General features: G+C 71.6%; 15 protein-coding genes, 1 tRNA gene and 2 pseudogenes. 15 read left to right on the plus strand and 3 right to left on the minus strand.

What is annotated here, in order from left to right:
* Positions 1–38 precede the first annotated feature (38 nt).
* Positions 39–1,892, minus strand: a complete 1,854-nt coding sequence (locus FIP57_RS04560; RefSeq protein WP_148572321.1) for a putative bifunctional diguanylate cyclase/phosphodiesterase — start codon at positions 1,890–1,892, stop codon at positions 39–41.
* A 101-nt stretch (positions 1,893–1,993) separates the two neighbouring features.
* Positions 1,994–2,088, minus strand: a tRNA-Sec gene (locus FIP57_RS04565).
* A gap of 36 nt (positions 2,089–2,124) precedes the next feature.
* Here FIP57_RS04565 and selD point away from each other — a divergent pair.
* The 7 genes and pseudogenes from selD to FIP57_RS04600 all read left to right on the plus strand — a co-directional run.
* Positions 2,125–3,140: pseudogene (gene selD, locus FIP57_RS04570) on the plus strand (selenide, water dikinase SelD); the annotation flags it as partial.
* 56 nt (positions 3,141–3,196) lie between these two features.
* The gene (locus tag FIP57_RS24605; protein WP_148572323.1) at positions 3,197–3,760 is read left to right on the plus strand and encodes a molybdopterin-binding domain-containing protein; all 564 of its coding nucleotides are present in this window, start codon (positions 3,197–3,199) and stop codon (positions 3,758–3,760) included.
* A gap of 12 nt (positions 3,761–3,772) precedes the next feature.
* A pseudogene (fdh, locus tag FIP57_RS04580) lies at positions 3,773–6,586 on the plus strand (formate dehydrogenase); the annotation flags it as partial.
* Complete coding sequence (locus FIP57_RS04585) at positions 6,586–7,551, plus strand: 4Fe-4S dicluster domain-containing protein (RefSeq protein ID WP_203231051.1); 966 nt, start codon at positions 6,586–6,588, stop codon at positions 7,549–7,551. The pseudogene fdh and the gene FIP57_RS04585, both read left to right, overlap by 1 nt.
* On the plus strand, positions 7,548–8,609 hold the full coding sequence (nrfD, locus tag FIP57_RS04590) for an NrfD/PsrC family molybdoenzyme membrane anchor subunit (RefSeq protein WP_203231052.1): 1,062 nt from the start codon (positions 7,548–7,550) through the stop codon (positions 8,607–8,609). Before FIP57_RS04585 ends, nrfD begins: the two co-directional genes overlap by 4 nt.
* Positions 8,610–8,721: 112 nt before the next feature.
* Positions 8,722–10,008, plus strand: coding sequence for an L-lactate MFS transporter (locus FIP57_RS04595; RefSeq protein ID WP_203231053.1), 1,287 nt, complete (start codon positions 8,722–8,724; stop codon positions 10,006–10,008).
* Positions 10,009–10,058: 50 nt separating this feature from the next.
* Positions 10,059–10,472: a pilus assembly protein CpaE gene (locus FIP57_RS04600; protein WP_148572326.1), complete on the plus strand. Its 414-nt coding sequence runs from the start codon at positions 10,059–10,061 to the stop codon at positions 10,470–10,472.
* Here the strand turns inward: FIP57_RS04600 and FIP57_RS04605 are convergent.
* A complete protein-coding gene (locus FIP57_RS04605) occupies positions 10,460–11,353 on the minus strand; it encodes a L,D-transpeptidase family protein (RefSeq protein ID WP_148572327.1) in 894 nt (297 codons plus the stop codon). The genes FIP57_RS04600 and FIP57_RS04605 overlap by 13 nt on opposite strands.
* Positions 11,354–11,473: 120 nt before the next feature.
* On the opposite strand from FIP57_RS04605, the gene FIP57_RS04610 reads away from it, so the two are divergent.
* The 8 genes from FIP57_RS04610 (at position 11,474) to FIP57_RS04645 (ending at position 19,942) form a co-directional block, all read left to right on the plus strand.
* On the plus strand, positions 11,474–12,520 hold the full coding sequence (locus FIP57_RS04610; RefSeq protein ID WP_148572328.1) for an FUSC family protein: 1,047 nt from the start codon (positions 11,474–11,476) through the stop codon (positions 12,518–12,520).
* Positions 12,521–12,554: 34 nt separating this feature from the next.
* Complete coding sequence (locus FIP57_RS04615; protein WP_203231054.1) at positions 12,555–13,775, plus strand: MFS transporter; 1,221 nt, start codon at positions 12,555–12,557, stop codon at positions 13,773–13,775.
* Positions 13,776–13,900: 125 nt separating this feature from the next.
* Positions 13,901–15,100 (plus strand): fibronectin type III domain-containing protein, encoded by a 1,200-nt coding sequence (locus FIP57_RS04620; protein WP_148572329.1) that lies wholly within the window; start codon positions 13,901–13,903, stop codon positions 15,098–15,100.
* A gap of 182 nt (positions 15,101–15,282) precedes the next feature.
* A complete protein-coding gene (locus tag FIP57_RS04625; RefSeq protein ID WP_148572330.1) occupies positions 15,283–15,702 on the plus strand; it encodes a hypothetical protein in 420 nt (139 codons plus the stop codon).
* Positions 15,703–15,861: 159 nt separating this feature from the next.
* Positions 15,862–17,082 (plus strand): excalibur calcium-binding domain-containing protein, encoded by a 1,221-nt coding sequence (locus FIP57_RS04630; RefSeq protein WP_148572331.1) that lies wholly within the window; start codon positions 15,862–15,864, stop codon positions 17,080–17,082.
* 99 nt (positions 17,083–17,181) lie between these two features.
* The gene (locus FIP57_RS04635) at positions 17,182–17,532 is read left to right on the plus strand and encodes a hypothetical protein (RefSeq protein ID WP_148572332.1); all 351 of its coding nucleotides are present in this window, start codon (positions 17,182–17,184) and stop codon (positions 17,530–17,532) included.
* Positions 17,533–17,636: 104 nt separating this feature from the next.
* Complete coding sequence (locus FIP57_RS04640; protein WP_148572333.1) at positions 17,637–18,200, plus strand: hemerythrin domain-containing protein; 564 nt, start codon at positions 17,637–17,639, stop codon at positions 18,198–18,200.
* Positions 18,201–18,331: 131 nt separating this feature from the next.
* Positions 18,332–19,942, plus strand: coding sequence for a M20/M25/M40 family metallo-hydrolase (locus tag FIP57_RS04645; protein ID WP_148572334.1), 1,611 nt, complete (start codon positions 18,332–18,334; stop codon positions 19,940–19,942).
* The last annotated feature ends 35 nt before the right edge of the window (positions 19,943–19,977 follow it).

Below are 19,977 nucleotides of genomic sequence, written 5' to 3' on the forward strand. Positions count from 1 at the left end.
GTCAGTTGCAGGGGCAGCTGCAGGGGCAGCTGCAGGGGTCAGCTGCGGGGTCGCGTCGCGAACCCCGCGGCGAGCCGGCCGCTGAGCTCGGTCGCCGGTTGCGGGCGGGCCAGGTGGTACCCCTGCCCGTAGCGGCAGCCGAGCGCCAGCAGCGCCTCCCGGGCGGAGTCGTCCTCGATGCCCTCGATGACGATGTCGCGGCCGATCCGGTCGCCGAGGTGCATCAGCGAGGAGACGATCGGCCCGATGGTGTCGCTGGTGAAGAGCCGGCTCGTGAAGGTCCGGTCGACCTTGATGATGTCGGCCGGCAGCTGCACCAGCCGCGCCAGCGACGAGTGGCCGGTGCCGTAGTCGTCGATCGCGAACCGGCAACCGAAGGTGTCGCGCAGCGCCGTCAGCGTGGCCACCGCGACCTGGGTGTGGGTCAGCGCCTCGGTCTCGGTGATCTCGAGCACCAGCCGGTCCCCGGCGATCCCGCTGTCCGCCAGCGCGACTCGGATGCGCTCCGCGAGCTCAGGGTGGCCCAGCTCGCCGGGGGACAGGTTGACGAACACCTGCCCCGGGGCGGCGTCCGGAACCTCGGCGTCCCAGGTGGCCAGCTGCGCGCAGGCGGTTCGGAGCACCCATCCTCCGACGTCCACGATGAGGTCGGTGCCCTCGAGCGCCTCGATGAACTCGCCCGCGGCGAGCAACCCCCGCTCGGGGTGGCGCCACCGCAGCAGCGCCTCGACGCCGTGCAGCGTCCCGTCCGCGAGCCCCATGATCGGCTGGTAGTGCAGCTCGAGCTGGTCCCGGCTCAGCGCGGCGCTCAGGTCGGCGCGCAGCTGTTGCCGCCCGGTGACGGCGGCGTACGTGGTCGGGTCGAAGACCGCGTAGCGCCCACCGCCGGCGCGCTTGGCCTGGTACATCGCGGCGTCCGCGTGGCTGATCAGCGTGTCCGCCGAGGTGGTCGCGTCCGCGGTGGTCACCACCCCGATGCTCGCCGTGCAGAGCTTCCCGGTGAGCCGGGACGCCCGGGCCGCCTCGGTGATCGCGGCCAGCGCGCGGTCGGCGACCTGCTCGGCCGCCTGCGGGCGGGACAGCTCGGGGAGCAGGACGACGAACTCGTCGCCCCCGACCCGGGACACCACGTCGGTGGGGCGCACGGTCCGGCGCAGCGAGTCGGCGCTGGCGCGGATCAGCTCGTCGCCGGCGGGGTGGCCGTGGGTGTCGTTGACGTACTTCAGCCCGTCGAGGTCGACGAACAGCAGCCCGACGTGGCCGCCGTGCCGCTGCACCCCGGCCAGCGCACGGGTGACGTGGTCCACCAGCACCCACCGGCGGGGTAGGTCGGTGAGCTGGTCGTACATCGCCCGGTGGGAGAGCTCGAGCTGCGCGACCCGGAGCGCGTCGCGGTCGTCGGCGAGGACCAGGTAGCCGGCCGCGACATGCGCCAGCGCCTGTCCGGTCGCCATCTCCTCCTCGCCGAGCGCGCCCAGCCCCGCACGGTAGAGCGTGAGCGCGCCCCAGACCCGTCCGCGGGCCCGCAGCGGGAACGCCGTCACGGCGCGGAGCCCGGCGTGCGCCGCACGCTCGCGGTAGGGGAGGGGCCACCGGTCGACGGCCGTGACGTCCGGGACGTCCACCGGCTCGCCGTGGCGGCAGGTGTCGATACACGGCCCGGCCTCCTGCAGCTCCTGGAGCCGGTCGAGCTCCTCGACCGACCCGGTCGTGCCCTGGACGAACCGCATCCGTCCGGAGCCGTCCACCACCGAGATGCCGGCGCCGTCGACGTCGAGGACCCGTGGGACCACCGAGAGGAGGACCTTCGCGGCGTCGACGACCGTGAAGTCGTCGTTGACGAGCGACGCCAGGTCGTGGAGGACCGTGGTCAGTCGTCGCTGGAGGACCATGCCCCTCTCCCTACGCCGGCCCCCGGAGAACCGTCACCAGCCTGATGCCCACCGGCCGGGATTCCAAGCCTCCTGGCCGCGGGCGAGCAGCGGGGTGGTCGTGGCGGAGGCGGACGGGAATCGAACCCGCCGGACCCGGATGCCGGGCCCCTACGGTTTTGAGGACCGCGCCCGTCACCAGACGAGGTACGCCTCCGCGGGACAACCTAGCCGAGGGCCGTAGGTTGAGCGTGTGACCACCACGGAAGAGCTGCGCCTCACCCAGTACGCCGCCGGTGGCGGCTGCGCCTGCAAAGTCCCACCAGGGGAGCTGGAACGGGTGCTCTCCGGACTCGACGCGGGTCGTGCCGGCGGCGACCTGCTGGTCGGGCTCGACGACGGCGACGACGCGGCCGCGGTCCGGATCGACGGCGAACGCGCGGTGATCGCCACCGCCGACTTCTTCACGCCGGTCGTCGACGACCCCTACGAGTGGGGGCGGATCGCGGCGGCCAACGCGCTCTCCGACGTCTACGCGATGGGCGGCACGCCACTGGTCGCCGTGAACCTCCTCGCCTGGCCCCGTGACCTGGTGCCCTTCGACGTCGCCGCCGAGGTCCTGCGCGGAGGGGCCGAGCGGTGCGCGGCGGCGGCGACCCACCTCGCCGGCGGTCACAGCATCGACGACCGGGAGCCGAAGTACGGCCTCGCCGTCACGGGGATGGGCCACCCCGACCGGCTGCTCCGCAACGACGCCGGCCGCCCCGGCGTACCGCTGACGCTGACGAAGCCGCTCGGGCTCGGCATCCTCAACAACCGGCACAAGGCCACCGGAGAGCTCTTCGAGGAGGCCGTCGCCACGATGACCGCGCTCAACAAGGAGGCCTCGGAGGCGGCCGTCGCCGCCGGCCACCGGTGCGCCACCGACGTCACCGGCTTCGGGCTCCTCGGTCACCTGCACAAGCTCGCTCGCGCCAGCGGCGTGACGGCGGTCGTCGACGCGGCCGCGGTGCCCTACGTCGACGGTGCGCGGCAATCGCTGGCCGACGGGTTCGTCCCGGGCGGGAGCCGGCGCAACCTCGACTGGGTGCGACCGCACCTCGCCTCCTCGCTCGACGAGGACGAGCTGCTCCTCCTCGCCGACGCCCAGACCTCCGGAGGACTGCTCGTGGCCGGGGAGCTTCCCGGTCACCCGGTCGTCGGCGAGCTCGTGCCGGCGGGGGAGACGACACTCGTCGTGCGCTGACGGTTGCGGGTGCTTCCGTTGGGTACGACGGGCTGTGTAGCGTCCGTGGTCCGGACCACGTTCTCGGGAGGAGGAGTCGATGGGCAGGTCGTTCCTCGGGTGGCCGGTGCTCCGTCAGCTCAGCGGTCGCGACCCACTGGGGCGTGGCCCCGCCGTCCGCTCCGCGCGCACCGACTCGATATCACCGCGCATCGCCACCGCCGACCGCGTCGCCAAGAGCGTCTGCCCCTACTGCGCCGTCGGCTGCGGCCAGAAGGTCTTCGTCAAGGACGAGAGGGTCATCCAGATCGAGGGTGACCCGGACAGCCCCGTCTCGCGCGGGCGGCTCTGCCCGAAGGGCTCGGCCAGCAAGAACCTCGTCACCAGCTCGATGCGGCAGACGAAGGTGCGCTACCGCCGTCCCTACGCCACGGAGTGGGAGGACCTCGACCTCGACGTCGCGATGAACATGATCGCCGACCGGGTCGTGAAGGCACGCAACGACACCTGGCAGGACATCGACGCCGACGGCCGCAAGGTCCGTCGCACCCTGGGGATCGCGAGCCTGGGTGGCGCCACGCTGGACAACGAGGAGAACTACCTCATCAAGAAGCTGTTCACCGCGATGGGCGCGATCCAGATCGAGAACCAGGCGCGCATTTGACACTCCGCCACCGTCCCCGGTCTGGGGACCAGCTTCGGGCGCGGCGGCGCCACCGGGTTCCAGCAGGACCTCGCCAACGCTGACTGCATCGTCATCCAGGGCTCGAACATGGCCGAGGCCCACCCCGTCGGGTTCCAGTGGGTGATGGAGGCGAAGAAGCGCGGCGCGAAGATCATCCACGTCGACCCGCGGTTCACCCGGACCAGTGCGCACGCCGACAAGTTCGTGCCGATCCGCGTGGGCACCGACATCGCGTTCCTCGGCGGGATCGTCAACTACGTCCTGCAGAACGGGCTGGAGTTCCGCGACTACGTGGTCGCCTACACCAACGCGGCTTCGATCGTCAGCGACGAGTACGTCGACGCCGAGGAGCTCGACGGGCTGTTCTCCGGGTTCGACCCGGAGACCCGCACCTACGAGACCGGCAGCTGGCAGTACGAGCGGCAGGAGGCGGAGGGGAGCGCCCGCGAGGACCACGACGTCCAGCGCGAGACCGCCAGTGCGATGCAGCACGAGACGCACGGCATCAGCGTGGACGGCGAGGTGCTCCGCGACGAGACCCTCCAGCACCCGCGCTGCGTCTACCAGATCCTCAAGCGGCACTACGCCCGCTACACCCCGGAGATGGTGGCCGAGACGTGCGGCGTGGACCCCGAGGACTTCCTCGAGGTGTGCCGCGCCTGGACCGAGAACTCCGGCCGCGAGCGCACCACCGCGCTGGTCTACAGCGTCGGCTGGACCCAGCACAGCGTCGGCGTGCAGTACATCCGCACCGGCGCGATCCTCCAGCTCCTGCTCGGCAACATGGGCCGCCCGGGGGGCGGCATCTTGGCGCTCCGCGGCCACGCGAGCATCCAGGGCTCGACCGACATCCCGACGCTGTTCAACCTGCTGCCGGGCTACCTGCCGATGCCCAACGCGGAGCAGCACACCTCGCTGCAGGAGTGGGTGGACGCGGTCCGCAAGCCGGGGTCGAAGGGGTTCTGGTCGAAGGCCGGCGCCTACGGCATCAACCTGCTCAAGGCCTACTGGGGCGACAAGGCGACGCCGGAGAACGACTTCTGCTTCGACTACCTGCCGAAGATCACCGGAGACCACGGCACCTACCGCACCGTGCTCGACATGATCGACGGCAAGGTCAAGGGGTACTTCCTGCTCGGCCAGAACCCCGCCGTCGGTTCCGCGCACGGCCGCGCGCAGCGGCTGGGGATGGCCAACCTCGACTGGCTCGTCGTCCGCGACCTGTTCGAGATCGAGAGCGCCACGTTCTGGAAGAACGCCCCGGAGATCGAGACCGGCGAGATCGTCCCCGAGGAGTGCCGCACCGAGGTCTTCCTGATGCCGGCCGCCTCCCACGTGGAGAAGGAAGGGACCTTCACGCAGACCCAGCGGATGCTGCAGTGGCGCGAGAAGGCCGTCGAGGCACCGGGCGACTGCCGTTCGGAGCTCTGGTTCTTCTACCACCTCGGCCGGATGGTCCGGGACCGGCTGAAGGACTCCACGCTGGAGCGCGACCGCCCGATCCTCGACCTCAACTGGGACTACCCGACGCACGGCGAGCACGCCGAGCCGTCCGCCGAGGACGTCCTCAAGGAGATCAACGGCTACGAGGTGGCGACCGGCCGGCCGCTGTCGACCTTCATGGAGATGAAGGACGACGGCTCGACGCTGGGCGGCTGCTGGATCTACACCGGTGTCTTCAAGGACGGCGTCAACCAGGCCGCCCGCCGCAAGCCCGGCAGCGAGCAGGACTGGGTCGCCGGCGAATGGGGCTGGGCCTGGCCCGCCAACCGGCGGATCCTCTACAACCGCGCGTCGGCAGACCCGTCGGGCAAGCCGTGGAGCGACCGGAAGGCCTACGTCTGGTGGGACCCGGACAAGGGCGAGAACGGCGAGTGGACCGGCTACGACGTGCCGGACTTCGAGAAGACCAAGCCGCCGACGTACCGGCCCCCGCACGGCGCCGATGGCGTCGCCGGGCTGGCCGGTGACGACCCTTTCATCATGCAGGGCGACGGAAAGGGCGCGCTGTACGTCCCGCAGGGGCTGATCGACGGGCCGCTGCCGACCCACTACGAGCCGGTGGAGTCGCCGTTCCGCAACCCGGTGTACGGGCAGCAGGGCAACCCCACCCGCAAGGAGTACCAGCGCGAGGACAACCGGCTGAACCCGAGCCCGCGCGAGGGGCACAGCGACGTGTTCCCGTTCGTGTTCACCACCAGCCGGCTGACCGAGCACCACACGGCCGGCGGGATGAGCCGCTACCTCGAGTACCTCTCCGAGCTCCAGCCCGAGATGTTCGTCGAGGTCTCGCCGGCGCTCGCCGCGGAGCGCGGCCTCGAGCACTCCGGCTGGGCGACGATCGTCACCGCACGGTCGGCGATCGAGGCGCGCGTCCTCGTCACCGACCGGCTCCGCCCGCTGCGCGTCGAGGGGCGCACGGTCCACCAGGTCTGGATGCCATACCACTGGGGCCCCGGCGGCCTGGTGTCCGGCGACTCGACCAACGACCTGTTCGGCATCTCGCTGGACCCCAACGTGCTCATCCAGGAGAGCAAGGTCGGCACCTGCGACGTGCGCCCCGGGCGCCGCCCGACGGGCAAGGCGCTGCTCGAGCTGGTGCAGGGGTACCGCGACCGGTCCGGCGTCGTCGAGGGGCAGTACGCCGGTGTCGTCACCACCGGCCCCGGGGCGGACGGCATCCACGAGGGTGACCCGACCGGCGAGGGACCGAGCGGCATGAGCCGGCGCAACGGCCACTCGGGCGACCGCGCCGAGGGCCAGGACGAGCCCGGCAGCGACGACGCAGCACCGGAGGGAAGCTGATGGTGTTTCGCAAGAACAGCCTCTACGGGCCGGTGGACCCGGCGGCGGAGACCGGCTACGACCCGCACCCGCCGCGCAAGGGGTTCTTCACCGACACCAGCGTCTGCATCGGGTGCAAGGCGTGCGAGGTCGCCTGCAAGGAGTGGAACGAGGTCCCCGACGACGGGTTCGGGATGCTCGGGATGTCCTACGACAACACCGGCAACCTCAACGCGAACACCTGGCGCCACGTGGCGTTCATCGAGCAGCCGCGACGCAGTGGCAGCCCGGAGGCGGCCGACGGCGGCATGGCACGGGCGAAGGCACCACCGGTCGAGCTCGGGATGCCGGCGATGGGGCCCGACTCCGACGGCGCCACCGACACCGGCCACGACAAGCCCGACTTCCGCTGGCTGATGTCCTCCGACGTATGCAAGCACTGCACCCACGCGGCCTGCCTCGACGTCTGCCCGACCGGCTCCCTGTTCCGCACCGAGTTCGGCACGGTCGTCGTCCAGGACGACATCTGCAACGGTTGCGGCTACTGCGTCGCGGCCTGCCCCTACGGCGTGATCGAGCGGCGGCGCGGGCCGGAGGGCGCCAAGAACGTCGGCATCGCGCAGAAGTGCACGCTCTGCTACGACCGGCTGACGGTGGGGGAGAAGCCCGCCTGCGCCAAGGCGTGCCCCACCGAGTCGATCCAGTTCGGCGACGTCGAGGAGCTGCGCGAGCGCGCGAACGAGCGGGTCGCGCAGCTGCACGAGCGCGGAGTCATGGACGCGCGGCTCTACGGCAACGACCCCGAGGACGGGGTCGGGGGCACCGGCGCCTTCTTCCTGCTCCTCGACGAACCGGAGGTCTACGGGCTGCCGCCCGACCCGGTCGTCACGACCCGCGACCTTCCGCAGATGTTCAACCGAGCGACGGCCGCGGGGCTGGCGCTGCTCGCCGGCGCGGTCGTCTCCTTCCTGGGGAGACGTTCGTGAAGAGCTCCGAGCGCGACCAGCGGCTGCCGGGCTCCGAGGCCACCGCACCGGGCGGTGGCGAGCCGATGCGCCGCCGTGGGGCCTCCGACTTCTCGATGGTCGAGCCGGCGGAGTTCACCTCCTACTACGGCCGCAACATCGTCAAGCCCGCGCCGTGGGAGGCAGACATCCCGGCGTACCTCTTCTCGGGCGGGGTGGCCGCCGGCTCGTCGCTCCTGGCGGCCGGCGCCAGCATCACCGGCCGCGACGGGCTACGACGGACCGGCCGGCTCGGCGCGATCGTCGCGCTGGGGTTCAGCATGGCTGCGCTGGTGCACGACCTCGGACGTCCGTCACGGTTCCTCAACATGCTGCGCACGGTGAAGCTGACGTCGCCGATGTCGGTGGGCACGTGGATCCTCTCGACGTACGGCCCCTTCGCGGCGATCGCCGCGGCGGCGGAGCTCGCCGGGCTGCTGCCCGAGGGGGCGACGCCCTCGCGGCTCCGAGGCCCCTTGAAGCTGCTGAGGTGGGTTGGCCGTCCGGCGGGGCTGGTGGCGGGGGTCACCGCCCCGCCGGTGGCGGCCTACACCGCGGTGCTGCTCTCCGACACCGCGACGCCGTCGTGGCACGAGGCCTACCGCGAGCTGCCCTTCGTCTTCTGCGGCTCCGCAGCCGCCGCGTCCGGCGGGCTCGGGATGATCGGCGCTCCGGTCGCCGAGGCCGGCCCGGCACGGACGTTCGCGCTCGGTGGCGCGCTCGTCGAGCTCGCGATGGAGCACCGCATGGAGCAGTCGATGGGGCTGACCGCCGAGCCGCTCCACCACGGCAAGGCCGGGCGGCTCATGAAGGCCGCCAAGGCGCTCACCGTCGTCGGCGCCGTCGGCACCCTGCTCGCCGGCCGCAGCCGCGCCGCGGCCGTGGCCTCCGGCGCCGCCCTGCTCGCCGGCTCGGCCTGCACCCGCTTCGGGGTCTTCGAGGCGGGTATGGAATCCGCACGCGACCCGAAGTACGTCGTCGTCCCGCAGCGCGAACGCATCGCGCGGGAAGGGCCCACCAGGTACGTCGAGAAACAGTAGCCCTGTCGCAGGGCTGCGAGGAGGCATCCGCACCATGTCGTCCAGCTCAGCGTCGTCCAGCTCAGCGTCATCCAGCTCAGCGTCGTCCAGCTCAGCGTCGTCCAGCTCAGCGTTGTCCGGCACATCCTCGTCCGGCACACCCACGTCCGGCTCGACCGGCAACCGCTGGTTGCTCGTCGGCGGGGGGTTGCTGCTCCAGTTCTCCATCGGCGCCGTCTATGCATGGAGCGTCTTCTCCAAGGCTTTGCAGGACGAGGAGAAGGCGCCGGACTGGGCGCTGTCGAAGGTCGAGGCGTCGCTGCCGTTCACGATCACGATCGCGATGATCTTCGTCGGCACCTACATCGGCGGCCGCATCCAGGACAAGCGCGGTCCGCGGGTCGTCGCGCTGGCCGGCGGCATCATCTACGCCATCGGCATCATCCTCGCGTCGTTCTCGCGCGGCGATGACCAGCTCTGGCTCCTCATCGCCGGCTACGGCGTCATCAGCGGCTTCGGGCTCGGCGTCGCCTACATCGTCCCGATCGCGATGCTCCAGAAGTGGTTCCCTGACAAGAAAGGGCTGATCACCGGGCTCGCCGTCGGTGGCTTCGGCTTCGGCGCCGTGCTGACCTCGCCGGTCGCCCAGTGGTTGATCTCCAAGGACCCTGCGCAACCGACGAAGTCGTTCCTGTGGCTGGGCCTCGCCTACCTGGTGATGTCGCTGGCCGGTGCCGCGATCTTCCGCAACCCGCCGGAGGGGTACACCGTGCCCGGCTACGAGTCGGCCACGGGCGGTGGCGAGGGCGCCAAGGAGTTCTCGCAGGGTGAGGCGCTGCGGACCCCGCAGTGGTACCTCCTGACGGCCATCCTGACGCTGAACGTCAGCGCAGGCATCGCTCTGATCTCGGTGGCCGCCGGCAGCGCAGAGGGGATCGCCGGCTACAGCAGCGCCGCGGCGGCCACCGCGGTCGGTGTCCTCGCGATCTTCAACGGCGGCGGCCGGATCGTGTGGGCCGCGGCCTCCGACTACATCGGCCGGATGCCGTCGTTCGCCGCGATGCTGGCGCTGCAGGGCGTGTGCCTGCTGATCCTCCCGCACGCCGGCAACGTCGCGCTCTGGTTCGTCCTCGCGGCTGTCATCTACCTCTGCTACGGCGGAGGCTTCGGCACCATGCCGGCCACCGCCGGCGACTTCTTCGGTGTCAAGAACGCCGGCGCCATCTACGGGCTGATGCTCATCGGGTGGAGCCTCGGCGGCGTGATCGGCCCGATCCTGATCTCGTCCCTGCTCGGCGAGGACGACAACTACACGCTCGCCTACACGGTGATGGGGATCATCGCGCTGGCGTCCGTCGCGCTCACGCTCATCACACGGATCCCGAAGGAGCGCAAGGAGGCCGCCACCGTCAGCTCCTGACGCTCGAGTGTTGAGCGGCTCGGCGAACAGGGGGCGTGCAGACTGGAGCGGTGATCTCCCTCGAGCTCGCCCTGCGGCTGCGCCGGGCCGGGCTGCCCTGGACCCCGGTGGCCGGCGACCGGTTCGTCGTGCCCGACCGCGACATGGACGACGAGGTGTTCGTCGTCAGCGACATGGTGGTGGAGGTGCACGACCTGCCCACCGGCCGGCTGCTCGGGTTCAACGGCACCACCGAGTGGGCGCTCGACAGCATCATGGCCCGCGACGTGGTGTGGCTGCCGCGCGAGGACCAGCTCCGCACGCTGCTCGGTGACGCCTTCGTGTCGCTCGAGGCGCGTCCCGGCGGCTTCGTGGTCACCGTCGACCACGAAGGTCGCCAGGAGCGGCACATCGACATCGACGCGGAGTGCGCCTACGCCCGTGCCGTCCTGGCGACGCTGGGTCCACCCGGTCACGACCAGTAGACGACCACCTTGTCGCCGAGCTGCACCTGGTCGTACAACGCCGCGATCTCGTCGTAGTCGCGGATGTTCACACAGCCGTGGGACCCCCCGCTGTAGCCGTTCGCGGCGAAGTCGGGGGAGTAGTGCACCGCCTGCCCGCCGGAGAAGAACATCGCGAACGGCATCGAGGTGTCGTAGAGCGTCGAGACGTGGTCCCGGCTCTTGCGGTAGACCGAGAACTCGCCCTCCCGCGTGGTGTAGCCGTTGCCGCCGAACCGCGCGTCCAGGCTGACCTGCACCTCGCCGTCGACGACCCACCGCAGGCTGTTGGTCGACTTGTCCACGCAGAGCACCCGTCCGCTCAGGCACCGGGGGTCGAGCGGGCTGCCCTCCGCCGGGTCGGGAGCGACGTTCGCCAGCTCGTCCGCGGTCGGCTCGGTGGTCATCTCCTCCAGCCGCGTGATCGTCCGCTGGTCGACCACCCCGGTGGACGGGAAGCCGCGCTTGGCCTGGAACCCGGCGACCGCGGCCTTCGTCTGCTCGCCGTAGTGGTCGGTGACGTCACCGGCGAACCAGGCGATCTGGCGGAGCCGAGCCTGGAGCTCGCGCACCTCCGGTCCCTCCGCGCCCGGCGCCAGCAGCACCGGCCCGCCCGGGTCGGGGGTGCGCTCCTCGCGCCGTTCCTCGCGCCGTTCCTCCCGTCGCTCGCCTTGCGGCTCGTCGTCCGGCTCGCTGCTGTGCCGGATGACGACCTGGGGCTCGACGGCCGCCGCCCTCGCGGGCTCCCGGTCGGCGAGGAGCTCCAGCGCGGCGTACGCCGAGGCGGCACCGGCCACCGTCGTCACCGCCATCGCCAGGGTCGTCACGACCGCCGCCCGTGCCCTGGTGCCTGTCCTGCGCATGATCCCCTCGTTCCACTCGGTCCTGTCGTGCACTAGACGCCGGGCCCCGCGTCCGGGTTGCGTCGAGGACGCGTCCGGCCGGGAGACGATCGATCCCTGCGGGTTGGGGAGGATGCTGCCGTGGCTTCCCCTGCTCGTCCCGACGCCCGTACGGCGTGGGGGTTCCTGCACCTCGCACCGACCCCCGGCGCTCACCGGGTCGGGGTGCGCGCCGGGATCTCCGTCCTGGTCCCGCTTCTCGGGGTGCTGGTCGTCGAGCGACCCGAGTGGGCGCTCTACGCGACCTTCGGGGCGTTCACCTCGCTCTACGGGCGCAACCACGTGCACCTCTCACGCGCCGTGATGCAGCTCAGCGCCGGCGCAGCGCTCACCGCATCCGTGGCCGTCGGCGTGCTCGTGGGCTCCCTGGAGCAGCGGGCATGGGCCGCCGTCGCCGTGGGCGCCGTGGTGGCCGCGCTCGGGTCTGTGCTCGCCTCGGTGCAGGACTGGCACCCTCCGGGCCCCCTGTTCCTGGTCTTCGGCTTCGGCGCCGTGGCCTCGGTGCCGCACGAGGTGGGGGACGTCGTGGCGGCCGCGGGCGTCGCGGCCGCCAGCGCCGCGTTCTCGGTCGTCGTCGGCAACGTCGGGGCCGTGCTCCGCGGCCAACGCTCGCCGCACCGGCGGCGTGCCCGCGGACGGCTGGGTCCCGCCTGGACCGTGCAGCCGCTGCGGCAGGCGGCGGCGGTGGTCGCGGCAGGAGGGATCGCGACGGCGCTCGGCATCGGTCACCCCTACTGGGCGATGGTGGCCGCGTCCGCGCCGCTGACCGTCCGCGGGGTGGGCCACCAGCTGGTGCGGGCCGCCCACCGCGTCGTCGGCACCCTGCTCGGGCTGGTCTCGAGCGCCGCGCTCCTCGCGCTCCACCTCGACCCCGTGCCGACCGTGCTCGTGGTCGTCGTGCTGCAGGTCGTCACCGAGATGGTGGTCGGCCGCAACTACGGGGTGGCGATGGTCACGATCACGCCCATGGCGCTCCTCATGGGGCAGCTCGCGGCGCCACGCCCCGCAGGGGAGCTGCTCCTCGACCGCGGCGTGGAGACCGTCGTCGGCGCGGCCGTCGCGGTCCTCGTCGTCCTGGCCGGGCTGCGGCTCCGCGGTCGCCGTCCACGCGCGGTCGACGCGGAATAGTGGTCACGCTGCCGGGGTTGGGCCCACCGTGCCCGTGACCACCGCCCCCGACCGCGCGCCCAGCCGGGCCACCACCACCCACGTGACCCTCGCGATCCTCGCGCTGGCGACCGGCGGCTTCACGATCGGCACCACCGAGTTCGTGACGATGGGGCTGCTGCCCGAGATCGCCGAGGGCGTCGGGGTCTCGATCCCCGACGCCGGCCACCTGATCTCGGCGTACGCCGTCGGGGTGGTCGTCGGGGCTCCCGTGCTCGCCTTCCTGGGTGCCCGGCTGCCGAGGCGCGCGCTCCTGCTCGCCCTGATGGGCGGCTACACGGTGGCCAACGCCCTCAGCGCCGTCGCCGCGGGGTTCGGGCTCCTCACGCTGGGCCGGTTCGTCGCGGGGCTGCCGCACGGCGCCTACTTCGGCGTGGCGTCGCTCGTCGCCGCGGGCCTGGTCGAGCCGGCCCGCAAGGGGCGTGCGGTGGCCACGGTCATGCTCGGGCTGAGCGTCGCCAACGTGGTCGGCGTCCCCGCCGCGACCTGGATGGGCCAGCACCTCGGGTGGCGCTCGGCCTTTCTCGCCGTGGCCGTCCTGGGGATCGTCACCGCCCTGCTCGTGCTGGCTTTCGTGCCCTCCTCGCCGGGCGACCCGCACGCCAGCGGTCGGCGTGAGCTGTCGGCGTTCCTCAGCGCCCAGGTCTGGCTGACGCTGCTGGCCGGTGCGATCGGCTTCGGCGGGATGTTCGCCGTCTACACCTACATCGCGCCGACCATCACCCGCACCGGCGGGCTGGACTCGTCGGCGGTGCCGGTCTTCCTCCTGGCGTTCGGCACCGGCATGGTCGCCGGCACCTGGGTGGCCGGGCACCTGGCCGACTGGTCGGTCTTCCGCTCCCTGCTCGGCTCGGCGCTCGGCATGGGGCTGGTCCTGCTCCTGTTCGGGGCCGTCGCGCCGGCCGGCTGGTGGTCGCTGCCGGTCGCGTTCCTCGTCCCGGTGCTCGGCTCGGTCCTGGTGGTGAACCTCCAGCTGCGGCTGATGGACGTGGCCGGTGACGCGCAGACCTTGGGCGCCGCGATGAACCACGCCTCGCTCAACGTCGCGAACGCGCTCGGGGCGTGGCTGGGTGGCGCGGTGATCGCCGCCGGCTGGGGCTACCGGGCACCGGCGGTGGTGGGGGCCGCGCTCTCGCTCGCCGGCTTGCTGGTGCTGCTCGGCTCGGCGCTGCTCCACCGGCGTACGGCGGTCAGGACCTTCTCCGCCACGCCGTGACCTCCGGGACTTTCTCCTCCACATCCTGAGTCCTAGGGCTCGACTCCGCTCGCGGACCACGACTAGACCGCTTCGGCGGTCCTAGTGTGCGGGGAGCAGATCGCAGAACCAGGGGGTGCGTGCGAATGCTTCGCTCGACCACGACCATGCGGGAACCGCTCCGGGGAACGGTCGCACTGGCGGTGCTCCTTCTGGCGGCGGCGTTGCTGGGGCTCGTGGCCCCGGCTCCGGCGGCCGGCGCGCCGGGTTCGTCGAGCGTGGTGTCGGCGGAGAGGCCGAGGAAGGCGAGCACCAGCGCCTGGATGAGCGTCAACGCGGCGAAGCGGATCCCGGGCGAGAAGGTCAAGCTCAGCGCGCACGTCTACCCGGAGATGAGGCGCAAGGTCGTCGTCCAGCGCAAGCTCGGCAAGCGCGGCAAGTGGACCAACTTCGTGTCCGGGAGGACCACCGCCAAGGGCGAGCTGGCCCGGGAGTTCAAGGCAACCACCCAGGACGCCAGGTTCCGCGTCGTCGTGCCTGCTGCCAAGCGGGGGAGCACCCGCTACGCCGCTGCCCGCTCCAAGGTGCTGAAGGTCAAGTCGGTCGAGCAGGAGGCCCGACTGACGATGCGCGTCTCCAGCGGCGGCGAGCTGATCGAGGCGTCGGTGTGGGCGGCGCCGTTCCGCAAGAAGCGCCCGGTGCGGATCCAGGTGCTCAGCGACACCTGGCGCACGATCGCCGTCGGCGAGCTCGACGAGAAGGGCCAGGAGGAGTTCACCTTCCTCCGCGTGGCGAGCGGCGCCTACACGTTCCGCGCGGTGGTCCAGCAGTGGCGCGGGGCCCCCAAGGTCGTCTCGCCGCACCGCCGCATCGTGATCACGACGCCGCGCGACCGGACGCCTCCTCCGAAGCCCCAGAGCCTCCGCGCGGAGCCCGGCGACGGCTCGGTGGAGCTGGTGTGGAACAAGGTGGACGCGCGAGACTTCGCGGCCTACCTCGTCTACATGCGGTCGTCGGCCTCCTCGACATGGAACACCCTGGTCGTCGACAAGAACGTCGGCTACCTGCGGGTGACCAAGCTCGGCAACGGCACGAGGTACGAGTTCAAGGTCACCGCGGTCGACCGCTACGGCAACGAGTCGGGCTTCTCGAACACCGTCCGGGCCACGCCGAAGGGCTCCGCCACGCCTCCTCCGCCCGCCGGCCACGGAGGTGGCCCCGGCGGCGGCAGCAGTGGCGACGTCCCGATCTCGGTGCCCGGGCCCGGCAAGCCGGGCTCGATCCTCGACCAGTGGCTCGAGCTGTTCCCCTGGCTCCCGCTCCTGCCCTTCTGGCCCTACCCCTGACCTACCCCTGACCTGGCCCTGACCTCGCCCTGACCTGGCCCTGGTCCTGGTCGGGGCCTGCCGGCCCCAGGTCCGGGGAAGCATCGGGACGATGGGCCTGAAAGCCCCGCCTTAGGGCACGGGGGATAACCCGGGCGCCAGTCGTACGTTGTACGGGTACGCGCAGAGACAGGGGACATCACATGCGACGCGTTGTGGCAGCAGCATTGCTCTCGGGGGCCCTCGCGGCGCCGTTGACCATCGCGGGGTCGGCCCAGGCCGCCGACCGCGTCTGCGAGCGGCACAAAGGGCTGCGCACCTGCACGACCACCACGGTGACCACCGAGTGGAGCGGCGACCAGGGGCACGAGTACGGCACCGGCAACGACGGCGCTCTCGCGGCGCTCTGGTGCGTGCAGGACTGGCCGGGCCAGCCGCTCGTGGAGTACGAAGCCTTCGCCACCGACTACCTCGTGGAGACCACCACCACCAAGACCGTGGTGCGCCGGGTGAAGACCGGCAAGGTGGTCAGCCGCGAGGTCGAGAGGTCGCGGACGATCCTCGAGGCCCGCACCGGCGGCGAGGGTCAGGGCGCGAACATCACCTGTACCTACGGCGACTGAGCACCGTCTCCGTCGTACGCCGCTCAGGGCCACCGCTTGCGCAGGACCCTCGTCCTCCACAGGTCGGGGCCTAGGGCTTTACTTTGCGGCCGACACGTGACGTGACAATCGTGCGCCCCTAGGGTCGCGGCAAGCTAGCCACACCAGGGGGGCACGGGGATGCTTCGAACCACGCTGCCGGTACGCCGGCTCCACACACTGCCGGTCACCATCGCGCTCGCCGCCATGCTGACGGCGCTGCTCACGGTCCTCGCCGGGCCGCCCGCCTCCGCCGGGTCATGGGCGGACAAGGACTGCGCTGACTTCCCGAGCCAGAGGGCCGCGCAGCTCTTCTTCCTGAGGCAGGGAGGACCGGCTGTCGACCCGCATCGGTTGGACGCGGACGGGGACAACGTCGCATGCGACTCCAACCCGCCCCCGCGCTACGAGAAGCCGTTCCTGCCGGGGAAGCCCGGCAAGCCGAGCAAGCCGACCAGGCCGCGGAAACCGAAGCCGCCGAAGGTCATCGACTCCACGGCATCGCTCGTCGCGAGCCACGCGCAGCGGATCGCCGGTGAGCCGTTCACCCTCAAGGGGCGGGTGACACCCGCCGTGAAGCGCCGGGTCGTGCTCCAGGGCCGCCTCGTCGGCGGCCGCTGGCAGAAGCTGGTGACGGCGCAGACCTCCCGCAACGGCAGGATCGTGTTCACCGGCCGCGCCAGCGCGAAGGACGTCCGCTACCGCCTCGTGGTGCCTGCGTCGAAGAAGGGCAAGAAGCGGTACACCGCGACGAAGTCGCCGGTCCGGCTCATCGACACCGTCCGCCAGACCGTGACCCTCGAGGTGCCGACCAGCGTGGCCAACGGCACCGACGTCAACGCGGTCATCACCTCCACCCCGGCGCGGAGGAACCGCCCGGTCCTGCTCCAGGTCGAGCAGAACGGTTCGTGGACCGTGCTGAAGCGTGGCCGGCTCGACTCGGTCGGCGTCGCGACGCTGCGGTTCACCCGACCGACCGGCAGCTACGACCTGCGCGCTGTCGTCCAGAAGTACCGCGGCGCCGGCAAGGTGACCTCGGGGACGAGGACCATCGTGTTCCTCGCCGCTCCGGACACCACGCCCCCCGACGCACCGACCGGGCTCGACGCCCAGCCCGGCGACGGGTCGGCGACGCTGACATGGGAAGCGGTGGACGACGCCGTGGCCTACCGGGTGCGGTACCGCGAGTCCTCAGCCGCCGACTGGACCGACTGGCCGCAGGTCGCGGGCACGACGACCACGATCACCGGGCTCACCAACGACGTCGAGTACACCTTCGACGTGCGCGCGGTGGACGCGGCGAACAACGTGTCGGAGCCGTCCGAGACGGTCACCATCGTCCCGACCAACGCGACCGGATAACCGCGCATAACGGACATCCGTCCCATCCGCAACCGGTTCCACGAAACCTTTACCTTCCACCTGTTGGCCCGGCCTCACCTTCCCGGCGAGGATGCGCAGATGAGGGCTTGGGGGGGCGGGGCCGTCGCCGCAGCCGCTGCAGCCTTGGTGCTCAGCGGCTGCGGCGCGGACTCCGGGAGCACCGCCGCCCGGATCGCCGAGCGGGTCGGCTGCACCGGCTACGAGACCTCGAACGAGCAGATCTTCGTGACCGAGAGCGGCAGCTGCCGCATCGACGGGCGCACGGTCGAGCTCTACTACTTCGCCGACCGGGCGGCCCGCGACACCTACGTCGACATCGCGGCCGAGGAGGGTGGGCTCTACCTCGTCGGACCCGACTTCGCGGTCCAGGCCGACCGGTCGACGCTGGAGACGCTCCAGGCGCAGCACGGCTACGACCTGCGCGGCTGACCGAGCAGGGTGTTCCCCGTCTCATCGCGGCGGCCGGCGGTAGCGCCACCCAGCGGGTGGGTACCCAGACGTCGGAACGCGTTCTCCCGACGAAAGGAGCCCTCGTGGCCCCGACCGACACCCGCGACGTCGTCGACCTGCTCATCGACCAGCACCACCACATCCGGCAGCTGTTCGCCGCGGTGGACGAGGCTGGTGACGACACCGTCCGGCAGGCGGCCTTCGAGGAGCTGCGCCGCTTCCTCGCGGTCCACGAGACCGCCGAGGAGCTCGTCACCCACCCCATCGCGCGGATGACCGACGGTGGCAACGACGTCGTCGACGCCCGGCTCGAGGAGGAGACCGAGTCGAAGAAGCTGCTCGCCGAGCTCGACCGGATGTCGGTCACCGACCCCGACTTCGCGGGGAAGCTCGCCACCTTCAAGGCGGCCGTCTTCACCCATGCCGAGGCGGAGGAGCGCGAGGAGTTCCCGCTGCTGAGGGCCGGCACCGACCCGAAGCGGCTCGAGCGGATGGCCGCGGCCGTACGCGCGGCGGAGGCGATCGCCCCGACGCACCCGCACCCGGCAGTCGGCAGCTCGCTGACGACGAACCTGATGGCCGGGCCGCTCGCGTCGCTGCTCGACCGCACCCGGGATGCGGTGAAGGCGGCGCTCGCGAAGGGCTGAACGTCCCTTTCTGCACAAGGTGACGGATGCACGGATTCGCGCGTCCGCTTTCTTCCACGGTGGTGTGCCCCCGACCTAGGGTCCGGGGACACCGCCGGGCCGCCCGGGCCCGGGAGAAAGGGAAGCTTCCTGTGCGAACCAGACGCGCTTCGGCGCTGCTCACCGCAGCCGCCGTCTCCGCCGCTCTCGCCACCGCCGCCACGAACGTGCCGGCGAGCGCGGCTCCACCCAACGACACCGTCGACAAGCTGACCAAGGCGGTGAAGCTCCGCGGGGTGATGAACCACCTCGAGGCCTTCCAGCGGATCGCCGACAAGCACGGCGACCGCGCCGCGGGGCGCAAGGGCTACCGCAAGTCGGTCAACTACGTGGTCCGGAAGCTGGAGCGGGCGGGGTACGACCCGACCGTCCAGGAGTTCTCCTTCCCCTACGTCGAGGACAGCTCCGAGCTCGAACGGGTGAGCCCGCAGCCCCGGGTCTTCGGCGACCAGGACTTCTACCGCAACGTCTTCGAGCCGACCTTCCAGGGCGAGGCGGACGGTCCGATCACCCCCGTCGACGTGGTCGTGCCGATGGCGGCCGACGCGCCGGCGAACACGAGCACCAGCGGCTGCGAGGAGTCGGACTTCGACGACTTCACGCCGGGCGGCGTCGCGCTGATGCAGCGCGGCACCTGCGACTTCACGGTCAAGGCGCTCAACGCCCAGGAGGCCGGGGCCGTCGCCGCGGTCGTCATGAACGAGGGCCAGCCCGGCCGCACAGGGCTCATGGGGATGAGCGGTGACGGCACCGGGCTCACCATCCCGGTCGTGGCCGCGACGTACGACGCAGGGGTGGACCTCCACTCGACCCCCGGTGCCACCGTCCGGGTGCTCGTCGACTTCTTCGAGGAGGAGCGCACGAGCTGGAACGTCCTCGCCGAGACCAAGCGCGGCGACCGTGCCAACACGGTGATGGCCGGCGCGCACCTCGATGGCGTGCAGGACGGCGCGGGCATCAACGACAACGGCTCGGGCAGCGCCGCGCTGCTCGAGACCGCGATCCAGATGAAGAAGGTCAAGCCCGCCAACCGGGTGCGGTTCGCCTGGTGGGGTGCCGAGGAGGAGGGGCTCCTCGGGTCGGACCACTACGTGAGCCGGCTCAAGAAGCGGCAGATCGCCAACATCGCGCTCTACCTCAACTTCGACATGGTCGCGTCGCCGAACTTCACCTTCGGGATCTACGACGGCAACAACTCGTCGGGGACGGCCGAGCCCGGCTTCATCCCGAAGGGCTCGGCGCGGATCGAGAAGGTCTTCGAGAAGTTCTACGACAAGCGCGGGCTCCGCTACGAGGACTCGGAGTTCTCCGGTCGCTCCGACTACGGCCCGTTCATCGCGGTCGGCATCCCCGCCGGTGGCCTGTTCACCGGCGCGGAGGGCGTCAAGACCAAGCGCGAGGCCCGGCGGCACGGCGGTGTGGCCGGCGAGTCGTACGACCCCTGCTACCACTCCGCCTGCGACAACCTCACCGGCGCGGGGCAGGACCGGAAGCTCTACCGGCTGCTGAAGAAGGACTACCGGCTGGTCGGCAACGTCAACACCAAGGCGCTCGACGTCAACTCCGACGCCATCGCCACGGCGGTGCTGAAGTTCGCCCGTGACACCTCGCGGGTCCGGGTCGACCGGGCGCACGGCTCGTCGTCGCTCACGAGCAAGACGCTCGGCACCGGCCACGCGCACGGCAAGACCGCCCGCCGCTGAGCGGTCGGCACCCGCACGGCACGACACGGCGCAAC

This window comes from Nocardioides caldifontis, assembly GCF_008087345.1.
GTDB lineage: Bacteria > Actinomycetota > Actinomycetes > Propionibacteriales > Nocardioidaceae > Marmoricola_A > Marmoricola_A caldifontis.

What these genes read in the sequence shown, in the direction of transcription:
- FIP57_RS04560 (WP_148572321.1), bottom strand. Translation starts at nt 1,892, where the DNA reads ATGGTCCTCCAGCGACGACTGACCACGGTCCTCCACGACCTGGCGTCG.
- FIP57_RS24605 (WP_148572323.1), top strand. Translation starts at nt 3,197, where the DNA reads ATGGGCAGGTCGTTCCTCGGGTGGCCGGTGCTCCGTCAGCTCAGCGGT.
- FIP57_RS04585 (WP_203231051.1), top strand. Translation starts at nt 6,586, where the DNA reads ATGGTGTTTCGCAAGAACAGCCTCTACGGGCCGGTGGACCCGGCGGCG.
- FIP57_RS04605 (WP_148572327.1), bottom strand. Translation starts at nt 11,353, where the DNA reads ATGCGCAGGACAGGCACCAGGGCACGGGCGGCGGTCGTGACGACCCTG.
- FIP57_RS04620 (WP_148572329.1), top strand. Translation starts at nt 13,901, where the DNA reads ATGCTTCGCTCGACCACGACCATGCGGGAACCGCTCCGGGGAACGGTC.
- FIP57_RS04625 (WP_148572330.1), top strand. Translation starts at nt 15,283, where the DNA reads ATGCGACGCGTTGTGGCAGCAGCATTGCTCTCGGGGGCCCTCGCGGCG.
- FIP57_RS04630 (WP_148572331.1), top strand. Translation starts at nt 15,862, where the DNA reads ATGCTTCGAACCACGCTGCCGGTACGCCGGCTCCACACACTGCCGGTC.
- FIP57_RS04635 (WP_148572332.1), top strand. Translation starts at nt 17,182, where the DNA reads ATGAGGGCTTGGGGGGGCGGGGCCGTCGCCGCAGCCGCTGCAGCCTTG.